The organism is Phenylobacterium sp. (assembly GCF_030697925.1).
Classification (GTDB): domain Bacteria; phylum Pseudomonadota; class Alphaproteobacteria; order Caulobacterales; family Caulobacteraceae; genus Phenylobacterium.
This window is the reverse complement of record NZ_JAUYOJ010000006.1, coordinates 26154-49497: the sequence shown is the minus strand read 5'-3', so window position 1 is coordinate 49497 and position 23344 is coordinate 26154. Positions and strand designations below refer to the sequence as shown.

The following is a 23344-nucleotide window of genomic DNA, read 5'->3' as shown; positions in this document are numbered from 1 at the left end:
CCAGCCCGCCCAGGGGTAGAGTGCGGAGACACATAGGGAGGCTGGCCATGACCCAGATGGGCGAGTGCTTTTGCGGCGCGGTGAAGATCGAGGCGACGGGGGAGCCCGAAGCCATGGGCTACTGCCATTGCCGATCGTGCCGTTCCTGGTCCGGCGGACCGGTCAACGCCTTCAGCCTGTGGAAGCCCGAGGCGGTCAAGGTGACCTCAGGCGCGGAATATGTGGCGACCTATTCGAAGACCGACCTTAGCCAGCGGCAGTACTGTTCCAAGTGCGGCGGGCACCTGATGACCAACCATCCGCCGCTCAGCCTGATCGACGTGTTCGTCGCCACCCTGCCGGGCCTGGACTTCAAGCCGGGCGTGCACGTGAACTATGCCGAGACCGTCCTGCCGATGAAGGACGGCCTACCCAAGCTGAAGGACTTCCCCGCGGAGTTCGGAGGTTCCGGCGAGGCGATTCCGGAGTAGGAACTCAGTCTGATCGATGGAGGCGGCGATGCGACATGCCCTGGGATTGGCGGTCCTGACCTTGGCGGTCTGCGGCGGAGGCGGCGCGATGGCGCAGGTCGAGACCCCGCCCAACTGCCACTGGGTCGCCATGCCCGAGGCGCCGGCGACCCTGGAGCTCTGGTGCCGGGGCGACGACGGCCGGGCGCGGGCCACCGGCCGCACCCTGCAGCAGAGCTCGCGACCGACACCGGCCGGCGAGTGCCCGGCGGGCAAGTTGTACGATGGCGCGCGCTGCCGCTCAGAGGCTGCCGTCCTCGCCGCCGCGCCCAGGGCGCCCTATGCGGCGCCGGAGCGTCCGGCGGTTCCTGTGGCCAAGGCCAGTCCGCCGCGGGTGCTGCTGTTCCGCGACGGCCGCGGCCGCCGGGACCGTGGCATGGCCTGCGTCGACGACCGCGACGTCACCATCTGCAAGCCGATCCCGCGGTACTAGGCCTCTTCCGACGCGGCCAGCTGCGGGGCCTGGGTGTAGAAGTCGATCTGCATCCGCATCGGTCCTTCGGTCTCCACGAAGTGGGACTGGTCCGGCTCCAGCACGCCGTCCGCGCCCGGTGATAGCAGCTTGGTCTCCGGCGGTTCGGTGAAGCAGAGCTTCAACTCACCCTGCAATACGCGGATGACCCCCCAGACGCCGGCCTTGGTGCGATGGGCGCGGCGCAGGGCGGCCGGTAGGGTGGCCTCATCGAAGACCGGGGTGGAGCGATAGGGCTCGGGGGCGGCGCTGGGTTTCATCTTGTTCAGTCCTTTCAGGACGCCGTCCGTCGGTCCGGGGAACCCCGTAGGCCGCCGCACGGTGGAGATGCCAATCGAGCTTGAAGGTCTCGGCGATGCGGGCTGTCTCCGGACGGCGGCATCGGCGGATAGCGACTCATAGAGCAATTCGCGGCGAATGCGCCTGTTCCCAGCGACATCGGGTTGCGCCGGGGGCGATGGCCGGAACGAGACCTGCGGCGGGGGGTTAAAGGGGCTCTCCAACCGTGAGGACGCCCCATGAAAGTCGCCGATGTCATGACTGCTCAGGTCGCAACCGCCCACCCCACCGACACGGTGCGCAAGGTCGCCGGCGTGATGGCCAATGTCGATTCCGGCGCCGTGCCGGTGGTCGAGGAAGACCGGGTGATCGGCCTGGTCACCGACCGAGACATCGTGCTGCGGGTGATCGCCGCCGGGGGCGACCTCGACACTCCGATATCCGAGGTGATGACCCCGGACGTCCAGTCGTGCAGCGAAGAGGACAATGTCGCCGACGCCGCGGCCCAGATGGCCAGCCATCAGATCCGCCGCCTGGTGGTCACCGGCGACAAGGGCAAGCTGGTCGGCATCCTGTCCCTGGGCGACATCGCCCTGGACTACGGCGCCAAGCAGGTCGGCAAGACCCTCGAGGAGATCAGCGAGCCGACCTCGGAAGCCACCCACTAAGCCCAAGTAATGATTGAGTAACGGCCACGATCGCACCGCAATCGTCCTGAAGCTTGCTCCGGCGCGTCGTGCGCGGCGTCTGGGGGGCAGGCCATGGGAAAGTTCGGCGTTCGCATCTACGGTCTGGGAGCCATTCTCCTGGGGGTGGTCGGACTCGTCTGGGCCGACTTCCTCATGCAATGGCAGCCGGTCCCCAAGGACATCCCCCTGCGACTGCCGCTGGCCCATCTCAGCGCCGCCGCCCTGCTCGTGGCAGGGGCGGCGGTCCAGGCGCGCCGCTCGGCGGTGTTCGGCGCCGCGGCCCTGACGATCATGTACCTCACCTGGGTGGTCCTGCTGCATGCCCCGCGCGTGGCGGGCCATCCCACCAATATCGGCGCCTGGAACGGGGTGGCCGAGATCTCTGCGCTCGCCGCGGCGGGACTGGTCGGCTTCGCCTCGCTCTCGAGCCACTCGCGCGCAGCCGGGCTTTCCCGCGCCGGACAGCTGATCTTCGGCCTCTGCCCGCTGGTGTTCGGCCTGGCCCACTTCACCTATGCCGACTTCACGGCTTCGATGGCGCCCGCCTGGATCCCGCCGAACCAGCTGTTCTGGGCCTACGCCACCGGCGCCTGCCATGTGGCGGCGGGGCTCGGCATCCTCTCCGGCGTCCAGGCCAGGCTCGCCGCGCGGCTGCTCAGCGTGATGTTCGCCGGCTTCGTGATCCTGCTGCACGCGCCCCGGGTCTTCGCCGATCCCGACAGCCGGCTGGAATGGACCATGCTCGCCATCGCCCTTAGCCTGACTGGAGCGGCCTGGACCGTGGCGGACTCCCTCGCCAATCGTCGCAAGGCTTGAACCGGGCGGCCGAGGGACTATCCTGGGGGCTCCGGGCCGACGCGGGCGCCCGGGCAGACGGCTCGCCGTCCAAGACCCGCTCCTGAAGGCCCGGCTCCGCGCCGGGCGGGAGCGCGTGAGATGGCGAATGCCAGATCCCCCAAGATGGCCCCCAAGGTGGCGATCGTCTGGCGCGGCGACGCCCAGGCCCGGCGCGACGCCACGGCCGAGGCCAGTCGCCAGAAGGCGGTGTTCGAGGCCCTGGCCCGCCAAGGCGTGGCCGCAGAACCCTGCGTCTTTTCCGAGGACCTAGCCAAGGAGGTTCGCGAACAACTGCTACTGGTGGACGGAGTCCTGGTCTGGGTCGATCCGATTTCGGCCGGCCAGCGGCGCGATACGCTGGACGAGATCCTTCGCGCCGTCGCGGCGGCCGGCGTTGTGGTCAGCACCCATCCCGATGTCATCCTCAAGATGGGGGTCAAGGAGGTGCTCTACGCGACCCGCGACCTGGGCTGGGGCGCCGACACCCACCTCTACGCGACCCGTGCCGCCTTCGAGGCCAAGTTCGCTGGGCGATTGGAGGCCTGCGGCCCGCGGGTGCTGAAGCAGAACCGAGGCAATGGCGGTATCGGGGTGTGGAAGGTCGAAGCCCTCGACGCCGGGATGGTCCGCGTGCGGGAGGCTAGGGGCGAGGCCGAGCCTCGCGTCCTGCCGCTCCGAGCCTTCCTCTACGAATGCCGGGCCTATTTCGACGGCGGCGGGAAGCTGATCGACCAGGCCTTCCAGCCCCGCCTGCCGGAGGGGATGATCCGCTGCTACATGTCCGAAGGGCGCGTGGTCGGCTTCGGACGCCAGATCATTCGCGGCCTGATGCCCGCCGAGGCCGGCCCTCCCGGACCGCGCATCATGTCGGGCCCCGACCATCCGCCGTTCCAGGCCCTGCGCGCCAAGATGGAGGGCGACTGGACCCCTGCCATGGCCCGGCTGCTGGAGATCGACGCCCTGCCGGTGATCTGGGACGCGGATTTCCTTTATGGGCCGAAGGACCCGAACGGTGAGGACACCTATGTGCTGTGCGAGATCAATGTCAGCTCGGTGTTCCCCATCCCTGACGAGGCGCCTGAGGAACTGGCCAGGACCATGGCGCGGCGGCTGGCGCGACATGTGGGATCAAAACCAGAACGGGCCGCTGACTCCCCCGTCCAAACCGGCTAATCCTGCCGGGTGAACGCTCTCTCCCCGAGTCTCGACCTGGCCCCCGCTCTCGTGGTCCTGCCCGGCCCCCGCGCCGCGGCGGCCGACGCCACGCGGGCGGAGATGATCCGGGCGCCGGAGGCCCGCGACCTGTTCGAGCACGGGCCGGTGCTGGTGGCCCACGCCTCGATGACCGCCAAGCGGCTGGGGCTGCATGCGCCGGGACGATCGCCCGGCCTGTTCGACGCCCTGGAGCTGTTCGCCTTCACCCGGCCGGCCAGGTTCTGCGCGCCCTCGGCGGCCGGGCTGGCCCTGGCGCTGGGCTTGCCCGAACCCAAGGGCGCGGCGGCCCAAGCCGGGGCGTTGCTGGAGACCTGCCGCCTGTTGCTGGCCGAGCTTGCCGTTTCGCCCGAGCCCAGCCGCGAGGAGGCCCTGGCCGTGGCCGAGACCCTGGCGCGCGCCGGCTGGGCCTGGGGCCCGGCGGTGGTCGCGGCGCTGCGCTCGGCGCCGGTGGGCAACCAGTTCCGCACCTCCGGCCTCGACGTCTGGAGCCGGATCGCCGAGTGGGAGGACTCCGCCCCGCCCGGCGAGGCGACCTCCAAACCCTTCACGCCTGAGCAGTCCTCCGCCCGCCTGGCCGAGCTGCTGCAGCGCGCGGGCCTGGACGAGGCCCGACCCGCCCAGTCCGAATTCGCCGCCGAGGCCGCCTTCGCCTTCCAGCCCCGCGAGCGGGAGGGGGAGCCGCGGATGATGCTGGCCGAGGCCGGCACCGGCATCGGCAAGACCCTGGGCTACCTGGCGCCGGCCTCGCTCTGGGCCGAGGCCAACGGGCCGGCGGTCTGGGTCTCGACCTATACCCGCGCCCTGCAGCGGCAGATCGAGCGCGAGAGCCACGCCATCTATCCGGACCCCAAGATCCGCGCCAAGAAGGCGGTGGTCCGCAAGGGGCGGGAGAACTATCTCTGCCTGCTGAACTTCCAGGACGTGGCCAACACCGCCCAGATGGGCGGGGCCGACCTGATCGGCATGGGCCTGGCCGCCCGCTGGGCGCGCGCCACCCGCGACGGCGATATGACCGGCGGCGACTTCCCGGCCTGGCTGCCGACCCTGTTCGCCGTGCCGCCCGCCGCCCAGGCCAGCGCCGCCAACCTCGTGGACCGGCGCGGCGAGTGCATCCATGCCGGCTGCTCGCACTACCGCACCTGCTTCGTGGAAAAGGCGATCCGCGGCTCGCGCAAGGCCGACCTGGTGATCGCCAACCACGCCTTGGTCCTGACCCAGGCCGCCTTCGACGGCGCCCGCGCGGCGCGTGGCTCCAAGGCCGACGGCGAGACCACCCAGCTCAAGCGTATCGTCTTCGACGAGGGCCACCACCTGTTCGACGCCGCCGACGCGGCCTTCTCCGCCGCGCTCTCCGGCGCGGAGTCGGCCGAGATGCGCCGCTGGATCCGCGGGCCGGAGGGGCGCGGCCGCCGCGGCCGGGGGCTGGAGGCGCGGCTGATGGACATGCTGGGCGATCGCGAGGACGCCCGCCGGGCCCTGACCGACGCCTTGAACGCCGCCGCCGCCCTGCCGGGCGAGGGCTGGTCGGGCCGCATCGCCCCGCCGAATGGCGAGGTCAATCCCATCGGGCCGATCGAGTCTTTCCTGGTGGCGATGATCGAGCAGCTGCGCGCGCGTTCGGCGGCCTCGGAGATCGGCATGGAGTGCGCCGCGCGCCCGGCCCTGGACCTGGTGCGGGTCACCGCCCGCGACGCCGCCGTGGCTCTGGCCAAGCTCGAGGCGCCCCTGCTGGCGCTCGCCCGTCACCTGGAGGACCTGCTGGACGAGGAGGCCGCCCAGATCGTCACCAGCGACCGCGGCCGGATCGAAGGCGCCCTGCGGGGCCTGGACCGCCGCTGTCGCATGACCCTGCCGGCCTGGCGTTCCATGCTGCAGGCCATCGACGAGAACAGCGACGACGATCCCGATTTCGTCGACTGGTTCGACGCCACCTTCCTCTATGGCCGGGTGGTGGACGCCGCTTGCCGCCGCCACTGGGTCGACCCCACCGAGCCCCTGACCAACGCCGTCATCGCCCCGGCCCACGGGGTGCTGGTGACCAGCGCCACCCTGTCGGACTCGGCCCTGGACGACCCCTTCGCGCTGGCGGAGATGCGCACCGGCGCCGCGCGGCTTCCCGACCGGCCCAAGACCCTGAAGCTCGCCTCGCCCTTCGACTATGCCGCCAACAGCCGGGCCTATGTGGTCACCGACGTCGGCCGCGACGACCCGCGCCAGGTGGCCGCGGCCATGCGCGAGCTGTTCCTGGCGGCAGGCGGCGGGGGCGTGGGCCTGTTCACCGCCATCCGCCGGCTGCGCGCGGTGCATGAACGGATCGCAGCGCCCCTCGCCGACAAGGGCCTGGCCCTCTACGCCCAGCATGTGGACCCGCTGGAGGTCGGCGCCCTGGTCGACATCTTCCGGGCCGAGCAGGACTCCTGCCTGCTGGGCACCGATGCGGTGCGCGACGGCGTCGATGTGCCCGGCCGCTCCCTGCGCCTGCTGGTCTTCGACCGCGTGCCATGGCCCCGGCCCGACATCCTGCACAAGGCCCGCCGCGTGCGGTTCGGCGGCAAGACCTATGATGACAGCGTCGCCCGCAACCGCATCAGCCAGGCCTTCGGCCGCCTGATCCGCCGCGCCGACGACAAGGGCGTCTTCGTGATGCTGGACGCCTCCTCGCCCAGCCGGCTGTTCACCGGCCTGCCGGATGGCGTTCGGGTGGACCGGCTGGGCCTGGTCGAGACAATCGAGGCGATCACCGAGTTCCTGGGGACGCCCGAAAGCTGAGGACTCCTGTTCCTTCTCCCCTCGCGGGAGAAGGAGCGGCTTGATCGGGCTGCGCACAACCTATGTCCGCGCTCAAGCCGCCCGCAGTTGCTCGAACAGGTCGGCGGGGTAGGGCGAGCTATAGGCCGTGACGCCCAACTCCGCGCGCAGCACCTCCAACGGCCGGTCCCAGATGGCTTCCCAGTCCAGGCCGATCAGCGGCGGGGTCTCGCGGCCGTGGGTCCAGGCGGTGAGGATGGTGTCGAGGAACAGGGGCAGGGCCTCAGCCTGGGTCACGGCGGTCTTGGTCAGGACCATGCCCAGGAACATCGAGGAATAATGGTGCCCGAACTGGGCCATCTGGAATGCGGAGATCGCCACCTCGTGCAGGGCGGTGGTGCGGTAGCCGGCCAGCAGGTGCCAGAGGTCGTGGCACTGCAGGATGCGGGCGTTGAGATAGTCGAGCGGGGCGGGCAGGTCGGCCAGGCCCAGGGCGTCGCGGTCCAACACCTCCAGGTCGAAGCCGTTGTCGACGATCAGCGCATGGAACGCGCCGCCGAGCGACTCGGGCGGACAGAGCGCCAGGCGCTCCAGGCTGAACTTGCTGGGATAGCCCGCCGCCGCGGCCTGGGCGACGCCCGGATAGGCGCCGGCCATGGCGGCGACGCGCAGCTTGAATTCCGGCGCCAGCTGGCCCGCCAGGGCGGCGGTGCGGGCGGTGACCTCGAGCGCGCTCTGGCCGGAAACGGGCTCGAGCGCCAGGGCCCAGAACTCGGTCCAGAACCCAGCAGGCGGCGCCTCGGTCCCGGTCGCCCCCTCGACGATCAGGCCGCGGGGCTGCCAGCCCAGCCAGCCCTCGGCCGCCCCGTCATAGACCGCGGCCAGGTGCTCCGGCGCCACGGCGGCGACATGCACGAACAGGGCGGCGAGCTGCAGGCCGGCCGGGCCCTCGCCGCCCTTCAGGCAGGCCGCCAGGCGTTGGGCCTCGGCGGCGTCGCCGCCCCGGACGGCCTGGTCCTCGAAGCGCTCTCGCGCCTGCGGGTCGATCATGGCCGCCTCCCTGACGAACTCTCTCGAGGAAGAGCCTATAATTCCCAGGGGTAAATCAAGTTGCCGCGCTTGCCAGACCTGACACCGGTGTCATTATGTGGTCAATCAAGAGGCCAGGGAGGCTCCATGCTCGCGACCAGACGGCTCATCCTCGCGTCCATGGCCGCCAGCCTGGCGGTTCCGGCGCGAGCCGCCGACGGCCCCTCCCGCGCGCAGGTGGTGGCGACCATGAGGCGGGCGACCGCATTCATGACTGAGAAGGCCGCCGTCCATGGCGGCTATGTGTGGTCCTACCTGCCGGACTTCTCGCGCCGCTGGGGGGAGCTGGAGGCCAAGCCGACCATGGTCTGGGTCCAGCCGCCGGGCACCGGGACCATGGGACACCTGTTCCTCGACGCCTACCACGCCACCGGCGACGAGCTTTACTACGCCGCCGCGACCCAGGCGGCCCAGGCCCTGATGGACGGCCAGCTTCCCTCCGGCGGCTGGAACTACCTGATCGATTTCGGCGGCGAGGCGTCCAAGGCCGACTGGTACGCCACCGTCGGCGCCAACGCCTGGCGGATGGAGGAATTCCAGCACGACTGGGGCAACGCCACATTCGACGACGCCGGGACCTCGGAGGCCATGCAGTTCCTGCTGCGGCTCTATCTCGAGAAGCGCGACCCCCGCTTCAAGCCGGCCCTGGACCGGGCCGCCGGCTTCGTCCTCAACAGCCAGTATCCCAACGGCGGTTGGCCCCAGCGCTGGCCGGCCGGGCGGCCGTTCACCGCCCATAGCGCGGACTATACGGGGCACATCACCTTCAATGACGACGTGGCCGGGGAGAACATCAAGTTCCTGGTCATGCTGAACCAGACCCTGGGCGATCCGCGGGCGGCCGACGCCATCCGCCGGGCCATGGATGTCTTCCTGATCACCCAGCAGCCCGCCCCCCAGGCCGGATGGGGCCTGCAGCACAGCCTGGCCGACCTCAAGCCTGTCGCGGCGCGCAGCTACGAGCCCAGGGCGCTCGCCACCCACACCACGGCGACCAATGTCGAGCAGCTGATGAACTTCTATGAGCTGACTGGCGATCCGAAATACCTGGCCCGCGTGCCCGAGGCCCTGGACTGGCTGGCCAGGGTCGCCTTGCCGGAGCCGAGGAACGGCCGCACCCATCCGACCTTCATCGAGATCGGGACCGACCGGCCGCTCTATGTCCACCGCCGCGGCGCCAACGTCGTCAACGGCGCCTACTATGTGGACGGCAGTCCCGAGAAGACGCTGGGCCACTACGGCGCCTTCCGGGCAGTGAAGGTCGAGGCCCTGCGCAAGCGCTACGAGACGCTCAAGGCCACGCCGCCGGACAAGGTCGCGGCGAACTCGCCTCTGGTCCACAAGGGCCCCCTGCCGCGCTATTTCGCCAACCGGGACCTGGCGACCTCCGACCTTAACGGCGGCCAGTCCCTGGCCCCGCTGAAGGCCTCGCCGGAGCAGGCCGCGCGGCTGGTGGCCGAACTCAACCCCGAGGGCTGGTGGCCAACGCCGCTGACAGCCACCAGCCATCCCTACAAGGGCCCGGGACCCGCCAGCCCGACGCCGGGCGACTATGCGACCACCCATGTGGGCGACGCCTACGACACCTCGCCCTATCCCACCGCTGCGCCGGTCATGGGCATCTCGACCTCGGCCTTCATCAAGAACATGGGCCTGCTGATCGGCCAGCTGGACGCGGGCGGCTGAGGCCGGCGTTAGAGACTGCGCGTGAAGGCTATTCGGCGGGCAGGGGCGCTCGGGAGCCGGGAGCAGGCGAGCCGACGGCGCGACGCCGGCGGTGAACCCGCGCCTTGCGCTTCTTCAGCCAGATGACGACGCCGGTGACGCTGAGCGTCGCGACCACCAGGCCCGTGACCGACATCAGGATGCGCCCTGGAATGCCGAGGATGCGACCGGAGTGCAGCGGGAACTGGGCCTGGACGAAGATGTCGGCCGCCGTGCCCTTCCAGGGCTGACGATCCCCGAGCAGCCGGCCGTCCAGGCCATCATAGTAAAGCTCGGGAACACCCACGCCGCCTGCGCCGTGGTCGCCGCCCGGCTGATGAAAGGCCACGCCGTAGATGCCGAATGTGGGGGAGTAGAAGACTCCGCCGGCAGGATCCGTCCAGCCGCGCCGCCGCGCCTCTGCCGTGGCTGTCTCTATGACCTGGGCGTAGCCGACCTTGGCGATCACCGGCTCGTCGTCGCTCCGCGGCGTTCGCTGGTCGAAGGGTGTGGGCGTGACCTGGCTGACCTTCGACATCGCCGGGAAGAAGACCTCGCTGTAGAGGTTCAGCGAGAAGGCCGTGAAGGCCACGGTGAACAGCACGCCCCAGAGCCACAGGCTGAAGGCGCGGTGGATGTCGAGGTTGATCCGGTAAGGGCTGCCCTTGGTCTTGATCTTCCAGGCCGGCTTCCAGCGGTTCCAGAAGCCGCCGAGTCCCTTGCCCTTGGCGCCGTCGGCGCCGCGCGACGGTAGGGTGAGGTAGAAGCCGACGAAGCAGTCGATGGTCCAGGCCAGGGCGATGACGCCCATCAGCCAGACCCCCCACCGGTCAATTCCCCACATCTCCGGGATGTGCAGGCTGTAGTGCAGCACATAGAGGAATGAGACGAAGTTTTCGGTGGTGATCGGCCAGACCGCGCCCCAGTCGCGCCGGCCAAGCTCCTCGCCGGTCGCGGGATCGAGGAAGACCTGATTGTAGCCCGGTTCGATCTGCCGCGCGGTCTTCGGATCCACTCGCCCCGTGACGCCGAGGGCGGCGGATCCGCCGGGCTCCGTCACAAGCGGGACGAAGGTGACCAGCACCCTGGGATCCCGCGCCTCCACCTTCTGCGCCAGCTCCAAAGGCGGCAGGGCGGGCCGCTGCGACTGCGCTTGCATCAGGTGCGGATTGAGCAGGTCGTCGAGCTCGTGGTCCCAGGAGATCACCGCCCCGGTCAGGCCCGACATGACGATGAAACCCGCAATGGTTAGGCCGACCCAACGGTGAAGAAAGCCGAAGAAGGGGCGCAGGCTCATGCGTCGGGGCCTCAGGTTTGCAAGACAGTGCGGGGCTTCAGCTCGCCAGGTTGAGGCTTTTCTAGTGCGATTGAAAATTATTTGCAAATAACCGGAGGGGTTGTTATCCGCCCGTTCGCCGGGTGGTTCGGCGTTGGGGATATCGCTATGACATTCAAGGCTTGGTTGCTCGCGAGCGGCTTCTGCGTGGCTCTTGCTTCACCGTCCGCCGCGCAAATGGCCCCGCCGTCCGAGACGGATGATCAGGCCGCCGCGGTCGAGGAGCTGGTCATCTATGGCCACGCCGACAAGCCGACCAACGCGGCCATCGGCCTTGACCTGACCCCCCGCGAGACGCCGCAGTCGATCACCGCCATCACCGAGCAGCAGATCGAGGACCAGGCGCTGTCCAACGTCTCCGACGTCCTGGCGTTCGCCACGGGCATTTCGGCCAAGGCGGTGGATCGGGGACGCAACACGCTCTCGGCGCGCGGGTTCGAGATCACCAACTTCCAGATCGACGGCGCCCCGTTTCAGACTGGGAACATTGGCTTCGACGAGACCTCGACCGCGATCTATGAGCGGGTCGAGATCGTGCGCGGCTCGACGGGCCTGCTCAACGGCGCGGGCCAACCGTCGGCGTCGGTCAATCTGATCCGCAAGCATGCGGACAGCATGGTGAGAAGCGGTGAGTTGAGCCTGGAAGGCGGGACTTGGAACCGTCTGGCCGGGACCCTGGATTTCTCGACCCCGCTCAACGCGGACGGTTCGGTCCGCGGCCGTGTGGTCGCCCAGGCCTACCGCCAGGACGCCTTCGTCGCCTTGGAAGAGACGCAAGGCTATGTCCTTTACGGCATCGTGGACGCGGACCTGGGAGAGCGGACGCGGCTGAGCGTCGGCGGCGCGTACCAGAAGGACGAGCGCAGCGGCGTGCTTTGGGGCCAGCTGCCCTACTGGTTCAGCGACGGCAGCCGCACGAACTGGGGCCGGTCGACCACCACCGCGGCCAAGTGGAACCAGTGGGACACGTCCGACCAGACCGCCTTCGTCATGCTCAATCATGAGTTCGAGAGCGGTTGGAAACTCAGGGGCGACCTCGGCTATCATCGGCAGGTCGAGAACTCGAAGCTGATCTGGACCTACGATCTGCCCGACCCGGTCACCGGCCAGGGCATGTCCGCCTATCCCTACTGGTACGACTCCCGGCCCCAGCAGTGGAACGCCGGCCTGATGGCGCAGGGACCGTTCAACCTGTTCGGGCGCGAGCACGAGCTGGTCGTGGGGGCGATGTACAACCACCTGAAAGGGGGCTGGACCAACAGGGATCCCATCTCGCCCGTGGCGGCCGTGGGCGACTTCTTCGACTGGGACGGCTCCTATCCCGAACCGACCTGGGGTCCGCGCTACGACCTGTCGGACCAGGGCGTGACGGAGCAATATGCGGGCTACGCCGCGGCGCGGCTGAATCTCGCCGACAATCTGAAGGTGATCCTCGGCGGGCGCCTGAGCTATTGGGAACGCAACGAGCAGGTCGCGACCTATACGCCCGTGGCCTACACCATCAAGCACGACAAGATCTTGACGCCCTATGCGGGCGCGATCTACGACATCACGGCCAACCTGTCGGCCTATGCCAGCTACACCAGCATCTTCCAGCCGCAGACCTCGCGCGACCGGTACGGCGACTATCTGGACCCGGTCACCGGCGACGCCTACGAGGCCGGCCTGAAGGCCGATTTCCTGGACGGGCGGCTGTTCGCGTCGCTCGCCGTGTTCCGCGTCGAGCAGGACAATGTCGCCGAGCCCGACCCCGGTTTCCTCGTCCCCGGCACGCTGGATCCGGCGTCCCGCCCTGCCAAGGGCACGGTCGCCAAGGGCTACGAGCTCGAGGTGTCCGGCAAGATCACGCCGAACTGGGACGTCAACCTCGGCTGGACCGACTACTCGGCCCGCGACGCCCAGGGCGCCGACGTGGTGGCGCACCACCCGCGGCGGATGCTGAAGCTGGCCACGGTCTACGACCTGCACGACTGGATCGAGGGCCTGCGTGTCGGCGGGTCGCTGCGTTGGGAGAGCCAGCCGCCGCAGACGGCGGTCAACCCCAGCTCCGGCGTCACCGAGCGCGTGGGGCAGCCGGCCTATACGGTCGTGAACCTGATGGCGGAGTATCAGATCACTGAGCAGGTGTCGGCGCAGGTCAACGTCAACAACCTATTCGACAAGACCTACTTCAACAACAACGCCTGGTTCGCGGGTTACGTCTACGGCGAGCCGCGGAACGCGCGGGTGACTTTGCGGTATTCGTTCTAGCGTTCTCGGCCTCGGCCTTCATCGAGAGGGCCTGTTGATCGGGCAGGTGGACGCGGGCGGCTAAGGCTCCGCCTGAGCGCGTCGTGAGATCCGCGAGCCTCGGGATCGCCCGAGGCGGCTTTCGGACCCGTTGCAGACGTTGCCACAGGTCGGCTTCTTGGCAAGTTCAAGCTTGCCGCACGACCCGTCGGAGCTATGGTCAAGGCTGTCAGCAGAGGGCGGGGCCGATGGAAATATCGCGGCGAGGCTTGGCGGCGGCAGCCGCATTGGTGCTGCCGAGCGCCGCAGGTGCGGCTCGAGCGCAGGGCGTGCTGAAGCCCACGGGTCAGGAAACCCTGGGCCCATACTACCCGGTTCGGGCGCCGGCTTCGCATGATCCCGACCTCACCCACTTTCCTGGGCGCAAGGGCCACGCCCAGGGCCAGATCATCGAGATCACAGGACGGGTGCTGGACACCGCAGGCCGGCCGCTTCCGCAGGCCGAACTGGTGATCTGGCAGGCGAATGCGGCTGGGCGCTACACGAACCCGCTCGACAAGAACACTGCGCCGCTGGACCCGAATTTCCTCGGGGTGGCGTCGTTCGGCGTGGCGCGTGATGGCGCCTTCCGGCTGCGGACCGTGAAGCCCGGCGCATATCCTGAGCCGTCGGGCACGCTGCGCACGCCGCACATCCATTTCGATGTGACAAACTCAGACTATCGGCTGGTGACGCAGATGTACTTCCCAGGCGAGGATCTGAACGCGAAGGACCTGCTTCTATCGACCCTGGCGTCACGACGTCGCGATCCCAACGCCGCCATCTGTCAACCGGCGACGACCAGCGAACCCGGCGTAACCGCGTTCCGGTGGGACATCATCTTGCTGACATGAACCTCCGTAAGCGTCGGCTGCCCGCCGTCGGGCCGGGAGCTGAACGACCGCCCACCACCCATGTCCGACCTTGGGGATGACCGCCTTCGGGAAACTGAACTTCACGCTGGCCCACGCGGCCTGATGCGCCCGAGACTTGTTTTCCTCAGCCTCGTTCTCGCGGCGCTTGTCGGGTGGCTCGCCTATCCCAGCTTGACCGGGATCTATCGCCTCGAGCCATGGGACCGTGCGCTGGGGCTGGTTTCGCGCCCGGTTCCGGCGACGGAGCGGACGGTCGACGTCCTCTTCATAGGCAACAGCTTCACCTCCAGCCACGCGATGCCCGCCATGCTGGTCAACCTGGCCTCGACCGATCCCGCCAATCCGGTCCGGCTCAGGGTTTGGACCGTGACCCGCGGCGGGGCATCGCTCGCCGATCATCGTGCGTCCGGGAAGGCCGCGAAGGTGCTTGCGGCCCGGTCTTTCGACTACGTGGTGCTTAACCAGCAGAGCTTCTGGGCCTACCGCCCGGATTGGGTCTCCGAAACAAGCCAGGATGTCGCCTACTGGGCCGAATTGATCCGGCGCAATGGCGCGCAGCCCGTCCTGTACGAGACTTGGTCCGACGGCGTCGGCAGTTCCGTCTATGCCGCTGGCGGCGTGTTGCAGAATGTCACGCCGGCCATGTGCCAGACGAAGATAACCGAAGAGACAGCCGACCTCGCGCGGGCGCAATCCATGTCCGTTGTGGCCGTGGGTCAGCGCTTCTCCCGTGCCCAGGATGCGCTTTCGCAGGACCTGTTCGCCGCCGATCGACATCACCCGAGCGTGTCGGGGGCCTACCTCTCCGCCGCCAGCTTCTATCGCTTCTTCACCGGCCAAAGCGCCGCCCAGTCCACCTACAGACCGCCGGGCCTAACCGAGGCCGACGCCCGGCGCCTCGCGGAGATCGCGTCGCAATAGGCTGGCGCCACGGACGATGCCTCCGCGTGGAGCAAAGTCGTTGGCCACCTCGTTAGGAAGACTTCAAAGCGAAGGGACCATCCAATGGCGAAGAACACGATTTGCCTCTGGTACGATAAGGACGCCGAGGCGGCCGCCCGCTTCTACGCCGAGACCTTTCCCGACAGCGCGGTGATCGCCGTGCGCCGGGCGCCCGGCGATTTCCCATCCGGCAAGGAAGGCGATGTGCTGGTCGTGGAGTTCACCGTCGCGGGCGTCACCTGCCTTGGCCTGAACGGCGGGCCGGCTTTCAAGCCCGACGAAGCCTTCTCGTTCCAGATCGCCACCGACGATCAGGCCGAGACCGACCGCTATTGGAACGCCATCGTCGGCAATGGCGGCCAGGAGAGCGAATGCGGCTGGTGCAAGGACCGGTGGGGGATCTCCTGGCAGATCACGCCGCGCGTCTTGACCGAGGCGATGGCGGTGGGCGGCGCCGAGGCCAAGCGCGCGTTCGACGCCATGATGACCATGAAGAAGATCGACGTCGCGGCCATCGAGGCGGCCCGGCGCGGCTGACGCGCCGTCGGCGATGGAATCTCCCAGGCGGAGCGCTTCGTTCGGTTCCGCCAACTCGCCTTCACGTTTAGGCGCCTTGCATCGGCTCCGAAGGGGGCGTTGCATCGGGCCTGGAGGCGTCGGCTTCCGTGCGGACGCCCCGTTCACGGAGGACAGATCATGGGTAGGCGTGATCCTGGCTCGGTACGCACCATCGCTCTTGTGGGAGCGGCCGGAGCCGGCAAGACGACTCTTCTCGAAGCCATGCTGTTTGCGAGCGGCGCCATTCCCCGTCAGGGCGAGGTCGGCGCCTCCAGCGTCGGCGACGCGACCCCCGAGGCGCGAGCGCGCGGCCAGTCGGTGGAGCTGAACCTGGCGGGCTTCGAGTTCATGGGCGACCGCTACGCGGTGGTCGACTGTCCCGGCTCGACGGAGTTCGCCGCCGCAGAAGACCTGGTCCTTCCCGCCGTCGACCTGGTGGTGGTGGTGGCCGACCCGCATCCGGGCCGCGCGGCGCTGCTGCAGCCGATCTTCAAGGAACTGGAGCGCCTGGGCGTGCCCCGCGCCGTGTTCGTCAACAAGATCGACCAGGCCCGAGGCCCCCTGGACGAATTCATGGCCGCCCTGGCGCCGGCGAGCGCCTCTCCCGTGGTGGCCCGGCAGATCCCGTTGATCGATAAGGAGCACGTGACCGGCTTCGTCGATCTGGCCCTGGAGCGCGCCTACATCTACCGGCCCGGCCAGCCCTCGCAGATCGTCGACCTGCCGCAGGACGTGGCCGAGCTGGAGGCGCAGGCCCGGTTCCACATGCTGGAACAGATGGCCGACTACGACGACGCCCTCATGGAGCAGCTGCTCTCCGACCTGACCCCCAGCCGCGACCTGGTCTTCGCCGACCTGGTGGCCGAGATGAACCAGGGCCAGATCGTGCCGGTGTTCTTCGGCTCGGCGTCCAACGGCTTCGGGGTGCGCCGGCTGCTGAAGGCCTTGCGCCACGAGACGCCGGAGGTCTCCCAGGCCGCCGCGCGGCTGGGGCTGGACGGACCCTGCGCCTATGTCTTCAAGACCTCCTACGCCGGCCAGGCGGGCAAGCTCTCCTACGCTCGCATCCTGGGCGGGGCGCTGAAGGACGGCGAGGAGCTGACCGCCTCGAACGGCGAGCGTAGCCGGGCAGGGGGCCTGTTCATCGTCAGCGGCGGCGCGACCAAGAAGGTCGACCACGCCGCGGCCGGGGATGTGGTGGCCATCGCCAAGATCGAGGCCGCCCGGGCGGGCCAGGTGCTGTCCTTCGACGGCAAGGCGCGCACGCCGCAACTCAACTTCCGTGAACCGCTGCACCTCTACGCCATGGCCGTGGCGGCCAAGGACCGCAAGGACGATGTGCGGATGTCGGCGGCGCTCACCAAGCTCGCCGAGGAGGACCCGACCCTGCGCGTGGTGCTGGATCCCGAGACGCAGGAGACCCTGATCTTCGGCCAGGGCGAGGCCCACGTGCAGGTGACCCTGGATCGCCTGCGCCGGCGGTTCAATGTCGAGGCGGCCGTCAGCCCGCCCAAGATCTCCTACCGGGAATCCATCCGCAAAGGCGTCACCCAGCGCGGCCGGCACAAGAAGCAGACCGGCGGCCACGGCCAGTTCGGCGACGTGGTCATCGAGATCAAGCCGCTGCCGCGCGGCTCGGGCTTCGCCTTCTCACAGAAGATCACCGGCGGGGTGGTGCCCAAGCAGTGGATCCCGGCCGTCGAGCAGGGGGTCCGCGACGCCATGCAGAAGGGGCCGCTGGGCTTCCCGGTGACCGATGTGGAGGTGGTGCTGACCGACGGCTCCTATCACAGCGTCGACTCCTCCGAGATGGCCTTCCGCCAGGCCGGCCGCCTGGCCATGAGCGAGGGCCTGGCCGTCTGCGGGGCCTATCTGCTGGAGCCGGTGGAGAAGCTGCACATCAACGCCCCGTCCTCCAGCACGTCCAAGATCACCCAGGCGATCTCCGCCCGGCGCGGCCAGATCCTCGGCTTCGCACCGCGTGAGGGCTGGTCCGGCTGGGACGAGATCGAGGTCTGCCTGCCGCGCCACGAGCGCCAGGAGCTGATCGCCGAACTGCGCGGCCTCACCCAGGGCCTGGGCGACTTCACCGCCGAGTTCGACCACATGGCCGAGCTCACCGGACGGTTGGCCGAGGAGGTCAGCCGCAGCGCCGCGGCCTAGGCGCCCCTATAGGCCGCGGTCCAGAAGTCGCGCAGGACGCGCGGCGGCTCGGGAGAGGTCCAGAGCTGTTGGGTCAGCAGCACGCCGACCAACCCTGCCTTCGGGTCGGAGCGCCAGGAGGTCCCGTAGCCGCCGTCCCAACCGAAGCCGCCCGGGACGGCTTGGCTGTCGGCGGCGGCTACGGCCATGCCTAGCCCCCAGCCGGCGCCGTCCAGGAAGATTTCCGAGGCTTGACGTTGGGCGGTGGTGAGCTGGTCGGTGGTCATGGCCTCGACCGAGGCCGGCGAGAGTACGCCCGCGCCCCCGGCCAGCATCATCTGGCCAAAGGCGGCGACATCGCCGGCCGTCGAGACCAGGCCGCTGCCGCCAGCCTGGAACCCTCGCGGTTCGCTGAACCGGCTGCTCGCGCCGCCGGCGTCGTAGAGTGCGCGCCCGTTCTCGTCGTTCGTGTAGCAGGGCGGCAGGCGGTCGAGCTTGTCGGCCGGCACGCTGAAGCCGGTGTCCTTCATGCCCAGCGGCTCGAAGATGCGCCGGCGCATATGGGCCTCCAGGGACTGGCCCGAGACGCGCGCGACCAGCACGCCCAGGACGTCCAGGCCGGTGTGGTAGAGCCAGGCCTCGCCCGGCTGATACGCCAGAGGCAGGTCCGCGAAGGCGGCCATATAGGCGTCAGCGTCGGGGAAGCCCGGCTGATCGGGGCCGGGCGCGAGTCCGCGTTCGGCGAAGGCCTGCTGGATGGGGGCGTCCTGGGCCATGATGAAGCCCAGGCCGAAACGCAGGGTCATCAGGTCGCGGACCGAGATCGGCCTGTGGGCGGGAACCGTGTCGTCCAGCGGACCGTCCAGGCGCCTCAGCACCCTGCTTCCGGCGAGTTCGGGCAACCACTTGTCCAACGGTTCGTCAAGGGCCAGCTTGCCATCGTCGACCAGAGCCATGGCCGCCACGGCGGTCACCGGCTTGGTGACCGAGGCGATGCGGAAGAGCGTGTCGCGGGCCATGGGTGGGGCGCCGCCGGTCGCCATTGCACCAAGCGCCTCGACCTGGGTCTCGCCGCGACGGTTGAGCAGGGCGACCAGTCCGGTGACCTCGCCGCTGGAAATGTGTTTGGCCAGGTCTTCGCGCATTCGAGGACGTCCTTCCCTTGGTTGACGGCCACTCTGGGCAAAGGTCTTACCGCCCCACAGCCCGCCAAGCGCCGCAACGCCGACCATTGCTCTCCGCCTGTCAGGCTTCAATTCGAACATGCCTCGGCCCGCGTTCACGTAAGCGATTGCTTAAGTATTGGAAACGCGGAAGGCCGTCAAGCATCCGACCGCCGGTCGGTTAGTGTTTGCCGCGGTCGCGGCCGAAATTGGGTTCGGCGCTTTCCTGGCCGGCGGCGATGATGCCGCGGCGGATCTCGCGGGTGCGGGTGAACAGCTCGTGCAGCTTGTCGGCCTCGCCCCAGCGGATGGCCCGCGACAGGGCCTGCAGGTCCTCGGTGAACCGGCCGAGGATCTCCAGGACCGCGTCCTTGTTGGCCACGAACACGTCGCGCCACATGGTCGGATCCGAGGCGGCGATGCGGGTGAAGTCGCGGAAGCCGCCGGCGGAGTACTTCATCACCTCGGCCTGGGTGACCTCCTCCATGTCGGCGGCGGTGCCGACGATGTTGTAGGCGATCAGGTGGGGCAGGTGGCTGGTGACGGCCAGGACCAGGTCGTGATGGCGGTCGTCCATCTGTTCGACATTGGCGCCCAGGCTCCGCCAGAACTCGGCGAGCTGACTGGTGGCCTCCAGATAGGCCTCGTCCTGGCGCGGCTGCGGGGTCAGGATCACCCAGCGGTTCTCGAACAGCTCGGCCAGGCCGGCGTCGGGGCCGGAATGCTCGGTGCCGGCGATGGGGTGGCCGGGAATGATGAACACGTTGGCGGGCAGGGCGGCGGCCAGGGCCTCGGCGACCGAGCCTTTCACGGAGCCGACGTCGGTGGCCGTGGCGCAGGGCTTCATGGCGGGGGCGGCGGCCCTGGCGGCCTCGCCCATGGCCAGGACCGGGACGGCGAAGATCACCAGGTCGGCGTCGGCCACCGCCTCGGCGATGTCCCCCGTCACCAGGTCGGCGAAGCCCAGCTCGACGATGCGCTCGCGGTGGGCCGCGCTGGCGTCGGCGACGGCGACCTGATCGACCACCCCGCGCTCCCGGGCGGCGCGGATCACCGACGAGCCGATCAGGCCGCAGCCGATCACCGCAATCCTCGGATAGACCACGCCCGTCACGCCGATCAGCCCTTCATGAAGTCGGACAGCGCCTCGACCACGGCGCGGTTGTGCTCCTCCAGGCCGATGGTCACGCGCAGGTGGTCGGGCAGGCCATAGCCGCCGACCCCGCGGACGATCAGGCCGCGGGAGGCCAGGAAGGCCTCGGCCTCCTTGGCGGTCCTGCCCGGGGTCTTGGGGAAGCCCACCAGGACGAAGTTCGCCGCCGAGGGCACGGGTTCGAGACCCAGGCCGCCGAGCTGCTGCACGAGGTAGGGACGCCAGCGCTCGACCAGGGCCAGCGAACGCTCCTGGAACTCGATATCGCCCAGGGCCGCGACGGCCGCGAGCTGGGCCGGGATATTGACGTTGAACGGCAGGCGGATGCGGTCGAGGGCGGCCGCCATCTCGGGCGGCATATAGGCCCAGCCCACCCGCAGGGCGGCCAGGCCGTGCAGCTTGGAGAAGGTGCGGGTGACCACGACATTGTCGAATTCGCGCACCATGCTCATCCCGTCCTCGAAGGCCGGGTCGGTGGCGAACTCGGCATAGGCGCCGTCCAGCACCAGCACCACGCTGGGCGGCAGGCCCGCGTGCAGGCGGCGGACTTCCGAGCCCGGGATCCAGGTGCCGGTGGGGTTGGCCGGGTTGGCGATGAACACCAGCCGGGTGCGATTATCGACCTGCTTCAGCAGTTCGTCGACATCGATGCGGTAGTCGGGCTCGCGGGCGGTGCGGACCTCCGCCTGGCAGGCGCGCGCGCCGATGGCGTAGGCGCCGAAGCCGAACTCGCCCTGGACGATGTTGTCGCCGGGCTCGAGGAATGTCTGGTTCAGGAGCTGGAAGATCTCGTCCGAGCCGCAGCCGAACAGCAGCCGTTCCGGCTCCAGGCCGTAGGTCTCGCACAGGGCGTCGCGCAGGACCGGCGCGCGCCCATCCGGATACATGTGCAGCTGGTCGATGGCCGAGCCGAAGGCCTCGCGGGCCTTGGGGCTGGAGCCCAGGATGTTCTCGTTGGCCGATAACTTGAGGGGATGTTCGACGCCGTCGACCTTCGACTTGCCCGGCACATAGGGGGCGATGTCGAGGATGCCGGGCTTGGGCGTGGGCCGGGGCGCGGCGGCGCGGTCGATGACGATATCGGACATGGGGCTCAACGGTGGCGGACGAAGCTTGGCCCGCTCTTACACGTCGAAGGGCGCAGGCGCAGCCCCGATGACTCCGGAAAGTCGGCCCGGCGCCCGGGCCAGGCGTTCGTCGTCGGCCTGGTAGAAGCCCATCAGGGCGAAGAGCTTGAGGCCGCCGGCCTCGGCGATCAGGTCGCCGGCCACGCCGTCGCGGCCCAGGGCGTCCTCGATGGCGGCGCTGCTTCCGGGCGCGTCGGTGACCCAGAAGGTGCGGTCGTCGCCCGTGGGCTCGACCTCGACCTCGGCGACCGCCAGGCTCGATTGCGCGCCCCAGGCCATCAGGCAGGGGAGGGCGGCGAACACCTTCAGCTTCGGCTCGGCCAGAAGGCGGCCCCACCAGGGGGTGTCGCCAGCCAGGGCCAGGATCGCCACGCCGCCCTGGGAGCGGGCCGCGGCCAGGGCGTCCTCGGCCTTGGCCGTGACCTTGAGCAGCGGCGCCGCGCCGAACCGCAGGCGGGCGGCCTCCACGATGCGGGACGGATCGCGCCCGCCCCAGACCGAGAGGTGGAACGGTCCCTGGCGCGAGAGGCTGTCGCCGATCAGCTCGCGCCAGATGCGCACCACCAGGCTGGGCCGCGCCGCGTCGCGCGGGGTGTCCAGCAGCTTGCGCAGCAATTGGGTCTCGCGGCCGGGGCGCAGGCCGAACTTGTCGCCGTCGCCCGCGGCGGCCTTGGCGGCGGCCACCTGGACGGCCAGGGCGGCGCGTTCGTCGACCAGGGCCAGCAGGGCGGCGTCGATCGCGTCGATGCGCGCGCGGACAACGTCCAGCGACGGCGCAGCGGGCTTGGGATCGGCGTCGGCCATTTTGTCCCCTGAAAACGAAGTTTCGGCGCTTAGGTCATTGCGAGGAAGGGTGCAATAGGCCCGAACGCCGCAAAAAAGTTGCAGCAGAAACCGGTTGCCGTCCGGCGCCTCCGACGGGCTGCGCGTTCGCCCGCCTGGACGAGGTTCGCGGCCCATGCCAGCACTTCGCGTCCGACAATGGGGAGGCCCTTCGTGCGCGCAGATCGCAGACAGTTCCTGAGCCTGGCTGGCGGGGCCGGACTGACCCTGGCCACGGGTCTTCCGAGCCTGGCCCAGGGCCTGACGCCCATGACCGGCGGGGTCGTGCCCATCTCCAAAGCCGAGCGCCTGGCGCGGATAGCCAAGGCCCAGGGCCTGATGAAGGCCCAGGGGCTGTCGGCCCTGGTGGTGGAGCCGGGCGCCACGCTGACCTATTTCACCGGCGTGCGCTGGAACCGCAGCGAGCGGGTCACCGCCGCGATCATCCCGGTCGAGGGCGAAGCCCTGATCGTCACGCCGCACTTCGAAGAGCCGTCGGTGCGAGAGACCCTCGCCGTTCCCGGCGAGGTCCGCGTCTGGCAGGAGGATGAGAACCCTGCCGCGGTGGTCGCCGCCTGGCTGAAGGAACGCAAGCTTGCCGCCGGCAAGATCGCGGTGGAGGAGACGGTGCGGTTCTTCGTCAGCGACGGCCTGGCGCGCCTAGCGCCAGACGCGACGATCGTCTCCGGCGCACGTGTCGTGCGCGGCTGCCGGATGATCAAGTCGCCGGCCGAGATTGCTCTGATGCAGACGGCCAGCGACATCACCATCGCCGCCTACCGCCACACCTGGCCCAAGATCGAGAGAGGCATGACCCCCGGGGACATCGGAGCGATCATGAACCGCGCCACCGCCTCCCTCGGCGGCAAGCCGGAGTTCGAACTGATCCTACTGGGCGAGGCCAGCGCCTATCCGCACGGCTCGGGCAAGCCCCAGGGGGTGCGCGACGGCGAGGTGGTGCTGATGGACTGCGGCTGCACGGTGGAGGGCTACCAGTCCGACATCTCGCGGACCTTCGTGTTCGGTGAACCGACCAAGAAACAGCGGCTGGTCTGGGACCAGGTCCATCGCGGCCAGCAGATCGCCTTCGAGACCGCTCAGGTGGGTGTGGCCGCCGGCGCCGTCGACGATGCGGTGCGGGCCTATTACGAGCCCTTGGGCTACGGGCCGCGTTACCGGCTGCCGGGCCTGTCGCACCGCACCGGCCACGGCATCGGCCTGGATGGCCACGAGCCGGTGAATTTCGTGCATGGCGAGGCGACGAAGCTGGCCCCGGGCATGTGCCTCTCCGACGAGCCCGGCCTCTATATCCCGGGCGAGTTCGGGGTGCGGCTGGAGGACTGCCTGCACGTGACCGCGAGCGGTCCGAAATGGTTCTCCGTCCCGCCGCCGTCGCTAGACAAGCCCTTCGGCTGA

Annotated in this window: 20 protein-coding genes; 13 read left to right on the top strand and 7 right to left on the bottom strand. The window is 69.4% G+C overall.

Translation table 11 applies throughout. The features are described 5' to 3' along the window. Positions 1 to 47: 47 nt before the first annotated feature. The gene (locus Q8Q88_RS00905; protein WP_305673317.1) at positions 48 to 470 is read left to right on the top strand and encodes a GFA family protein; all 423 of its coding nucleotides are present in this window, start codon (positions 48 to 50) and stop codon (positions 468 to 470) included. Positions 471 to 498: 28 nt separating this feature from the next. Beyond that, positions 499 to 942 (top strand): hypothetical protein, encoded by a 444-nt coding sequence (locus Q8Q88_RS00900; RefSeq protein WP_305673316.1) that lies wholly within the window; start codon positions 499 to 501, stop codon positions 940 to 942. On the opposite strand, the gene Q8Q88_RS00895 is transcribed toward Q8Q88_RS00900, so the two are convergent. Further along, complete coding sequence (locus tag Q8Q88_RS00895; protein WP_305673315.1) at positions 939 to 1241, bottom strand: DUF1971 domain-containing protein; 303 nt, start codon at positions 1239 to 1241, stop codon at positions 939 to 941. The genes Q8Q88_RS00900 and Q8Q88_RS00895 overlap by 4 nt on opposite strands. Before the next feature lie 258 nt (positions 1242 to 1499). Between Q8Q88_RS00895 and Q8Q88_RS00890 the strand changes: the two genes are divergently transcribed. The 4 genes from Q8Q88_RS00890 to Q8Q88_RS00875 all read left to right on the top strand — a co-directional run bounded on the left by Q8Q88_RS00890 (position 1500) and on the right by Q8Q88_RS00875 (position 6770). Further along, complete coding sequence (locus Q8Q88_RS00890; protein WP_305673314.1) at positions 1500 to 1928, top strand: CBS domain-containing protein; 429 nt, start codon at positions 1500 to 1502, stop codon at positions 1926 to 1928. Positions 1929 to 2021: 93 nt separating this feature from the next. Continuing rightward, positions 2022 to 2765, top strand: a complete 744-nt coding sequence (locus Q8Q88_RS00885) for a DoxX family membrane protein (protein ID WP_305673313.1) — start codon at positions 2022 to 2024, stop codon at positions 2763 to 2765. A gap of 120 nt (positions 2766 to 2885) precedes the next feature. Next, positions 2886 to 3959, top strand: a complete 1074-nt coding sequence (locus Q8Q88_RS00880; RefSeq protein WP_305673312.1) for a Cj0069 family protein — start codon at positions 2886 to 2888, stop codon at positions 3957 to 3959. A gap of 102 nt (positions 3960 to 4061) precedes the next feature. Then, positions 4062 to 6770 (top strand): ATP-dependent DNA helicase, encoded by a 2709-nt coding sequence (locus Q8Q88_RS00875; RefSeq protein ID WP_371129793.1) that lies wholly within the window; start codon positions 4062 to 4064, stop codon positions 6768 to 6770. A 72-nt stretch (positions 6771 to 6842) separates the two neighbouring features. Here the strand turns inward: Q8Q88_RS00875 and Q8Q88_RS00870 are convergent, their stop codons facing one another. Continuing rightward, entirely contained in the window at positions 6843 to 7799 is a 957-nt protein-coding gene (locus Q8Q88_RS00870) for a Coq4 family protein (RefSeq protein WP_305673310.1), read from the bottom strand. 126 nt (positions 7800 to 7925) lie between these two features. Here Q8Q88_RS00870 and Q8Q88_RS00865 point away from each other — a divergent pair, with 126 nt between their 5' ends. Beyond that, positions 7926 to 9524, top strand: a complete 1599-nt coding sequence (locus Q8Q88_RS00865) for a pectate lyase (protein ID WP_305673309.1) — start codon at positions 7926 to 7928, stop codon at positions 9522 to 9524. 28 nt (positions 9525 to 9552) lie between these two features. On the opposite strand, the gene Q8Q88_RS00860 is transcribed toward Q8Q88_RS00865, so the two are convergent. Then, positions 9553 to 10839 carry a PepSY domain-containing protein gene (locus Q8Q88_RS00860; RefSeq protein WP_305673308.1) on the bottom strand — a complete coding sequence of 429 codons (1287 nt, stop codon included), beginning with the start codon at positions 10837 to 10839 and terminating at the stop codon, positions 9553 to 9555. Between the two features lie 147 nt (positions 10840 to 10986). Between Q8Q88_RS00860 and Q8Q88_RS00855 the strand changes: the two genes are divergently transcribed. The 5 genes from Q8Q88_RS00855 to Q8Q88_RS00835 all read left to right on the top strand — a co-directional run bounded on the left by Q8Q88_RS00855 (position 10987) and on the right by Q8Q88_RS00835 (position 17684). Further along, positions 10987 to 13128, top strand: a complete 2142-nt coding sequence (locus Q8Q88_RS00855; protein ID WP_305673307.1) for a TonB-dependent siderophore receptor — start codon at positions 10987 to 10989, stop codon at positions 13126 to 13128. A gap of 308 nt (positions 13129 to 13436) precedes the next feature. Continuing rightward, positions 13437 to 14000: a protocatechuate 3,4-dioxygenase gene (locus Q8Q88_RS00850; RefSeq protein WP_305673306.1), complete on the top strand. Its 564-nt coding sequence runs from the start codon at positions 13437 to 13439 to the stop codon at positions 13998 to 14000. Positions 14001 to 14123: 123 nt separating this feature from the next. Further along, positions 14124 to 14942, top strand: coding sequence for a DUF4886 domain-containing protein (locus tag Q8Q88_RS00845; RefSeq protein ID WP_305673305.1), 819 nt, complete (start codon positions 14124 to 14126; stop codon positions 14940 to 14942). Positions 14943 to 15026: 84 nt separating this feature from the next. Continuing rightward, positions 15027 to 15500, top strand: coding sequence for a VOC family protein (locus tag Q8Q88_RS00840; RefSeq protein WP_305673304.1), 474 nt, complete (start codon positions 15027 to 15029; stop codon positions 15498 to 15500). Positions 15501 to 15659: 159 nt separating this feature from the next. Further along, positions 15660 to 17684: an elongation factor G gene (locus Q8Q88_RS00835; RefSeq protein WP_305673303.1), complete on the top strand. Its 2025-nt coding sequence runs from the start codon at positions 15660 to 15662 to the stop codon at positions 17682 to 17684. Here the strand turns inward: Q8Q88_RS00835 and Q8Q88_RS00830 are convergent. The 4 genes from Q8Q88_RS00830 to Q8Q88_RS00815 form a co-directional block, all read right to left on the bottom strand. Next, positions 17681 to 18808 (bottom strand): serine hydrolase, encoded by a 1128-nt coding sequence (locus Q8Q88_RS00830; protein WP_305673302.1) that lies wholly within the window; start codon positions 18806 to 18808, stop codon positions 17681 to 17683. The genes Q8Q88_RS00835 and Q8Q88_RS00830 overlap by 4 nt on opposite strands. 199 nt (positions 18809 to 19007) lie before the next feature. Beyond that, on the bottom strand, positions 19008 to 19940 hold the full coding sequence (locus Q8Q88_RS00825; protein ID WP_371129791.1) for a prephenate/arogenate dehydrogenase family protein: 933 nt from the start codon (positions 19938 to 19940) through the stop codon (positions 19008 to 19010). A 5-nt stretch (positions 19941 to 19945) separates the two neighbouring features. Beyond that, the gene (gene hisC, locus Q8Q88_RS00820) at positions 19946 to 21067 is read right to left on the bottom strand and encodes a histidinol-phosphate transaminase (RefSeq protein WP_305673301.1); all 1122 of its coding nucleotides are present in this window, start codon (positions 21065 to 21067) and stop codon (positions 19946 to 19948) included. 36 nt (positions 21068 to 21103) lie between these two features. Then, positions 21104 to 21910, bottom strand: a complete 807-nt coding sequence (locus Q8Q88_RS00815; protein ID WP_305673300.1) for a chorismate mutase — start codon at positions 21908 to 21910, stop codon at positions 21104 to 21106. A 192-nt stretch (positions 21911 to 22102) separates the two neighbouring features. Between Q8Q88_RS00815 and Q8Q88_RS00810 the strand changes: the two genes are divergently transcribed. Then, positions 22103 to 23344: a Xaa-Pro peptidase family protein gene (locus Q8Q88_RS00810; protein WP_305673299.1), complete on the top strand. Its 1242-nt coding sequence runs from the start codon at positions 22103 to 22105 to the stop codon at positions 23342 to 23344.

Excerpts from the sequence above, each read along its gene's own strand:
- Q8Q88_RS00875 (WP_371129793.1), top strand. The coding sequence starts at position 4,062 with ATGATCCGGGCGCCGGAGGCCCGCGACCTGTTCGAGCACGGGCCGGTG.
- Q8Q88_RS00860 (WP_305673308.1), bottom strand. The coding sequence starts at position 10,839 with ATGAGCCTGCGCCCCTTCTTCGGCTTTCTTCACCGTTGGGTCGGCCTA.
- Q8Q88_RS00830 (WP_305673302.1), bottom strand. The coding sequence starts at position 18,808 with ATGCGCGAAGACCTGGCCAAACACATTTCCAGCGGCGAGGTCACCGGA.
- Q8Q88_RS00880 (WP_305673312.1), top strand. The coding sequence starts at position 2,886 with ATGGCGAATGCCAGATCCCCCAAGATGGCCCCCAAGGTGGCGATCGTC.
- Q8Q88_RS00865 (WP_305673309.1), top strand. The coding sequence starts at position 7,926 with ATGCTCGCGACCAGACGGCTCATCCTCGCGTCCATGGCCGCCAGCCTG.
- Q8Q88_RS00815 (WP_305673300.1), bottom strand. The coding sequence starts at position 21,910 with ATGGCCGACGCCGATCCCAAGCCCGCTGCGCCGTCGCTGGACGTTGTC.
- Q8Q88_RS00890 (WP_305673314.1), top strand. The coding sequence starts at position 1,500 with ATGAAAGTCGCCGATGTCATGACTGCTCAGGTCGCAACCGCCCACCCC.
- Q8Q88_RS00840 (WP_305673304.1), top strand. The coding sequence starts at position 15,027 with ATGGCGAAGAACACGATTTGCCTCTGGTACGATAAGGACGCCGAGGCG.
- Q8Q88_RS00905 (WP_305673317.1), top strand. The coding sequence starts at position 48 with ATGACCCAGATGGGCGAGTGCTTTTGCGGCGCGGTGAAGATCGAGGCG.
- Q8Q88_RS00835 (WP_305673303.1), top strand. The coding sequence starts at position 15,660 with ATGGGTAGGCGTGATCCTGGCTCGGTACGCACCATCGCTCTTGTGGGA.
- Q8Q88_RS00870 (WP_305673310.1), bottom strand. The coding sequence starts at position 7,799 with ATGATCGACCCGCAGGCGCGAGAGCGCTTCGAGGACCAGGCCGTCCGG.
- Q8Q88_RS00885 (WP_305673313.1), top strand. The coding sequence starts at position 2,022 with ATGGGAAAGTTCGGCGTTCGCATCTACGGTCTGGGAGCCATTCTCCTG.
- Q8Q88_RS00855 (WP_305673307.1), top strand. The coding sequence starts at position 10,987 with ATGACATTCAAGGCTTGGTTGCTCGCGAGCGGCTTCTGCGTGGCTCTT.
- Q8Q88_RS00895 (WP_305673315.1), bottom strand. The coding sequence starts at position 1,241 with ATGAAACCCAGCGCCGCCCCCGAGCCCTATCGCTCCACCCCGGTCTTC.
- Q8Q88_RS00845 (WP_305673305.1), top strand. The coding sequence starts at position 14,124 with ATGCGCCCGAGACTTGTTTTCCTCAGCCTCGTTCTCGCGGCGCTTGTC.
- Q8Q88_RS00900 (WP_305673316.1), top strand. The coding sequence starts at position 499 with ATGCGACATGCCCTGGGATTGGCGGTCCTGACCTTGGCGGTCTGCGGC.
- hisC (WP_305673301.1), bottom strand. The coding sequence starts at position 21,067 with ATGTCCGATATCGTCATCGACCGCGCCGCCGCGCCCCGGCCCACGCCC.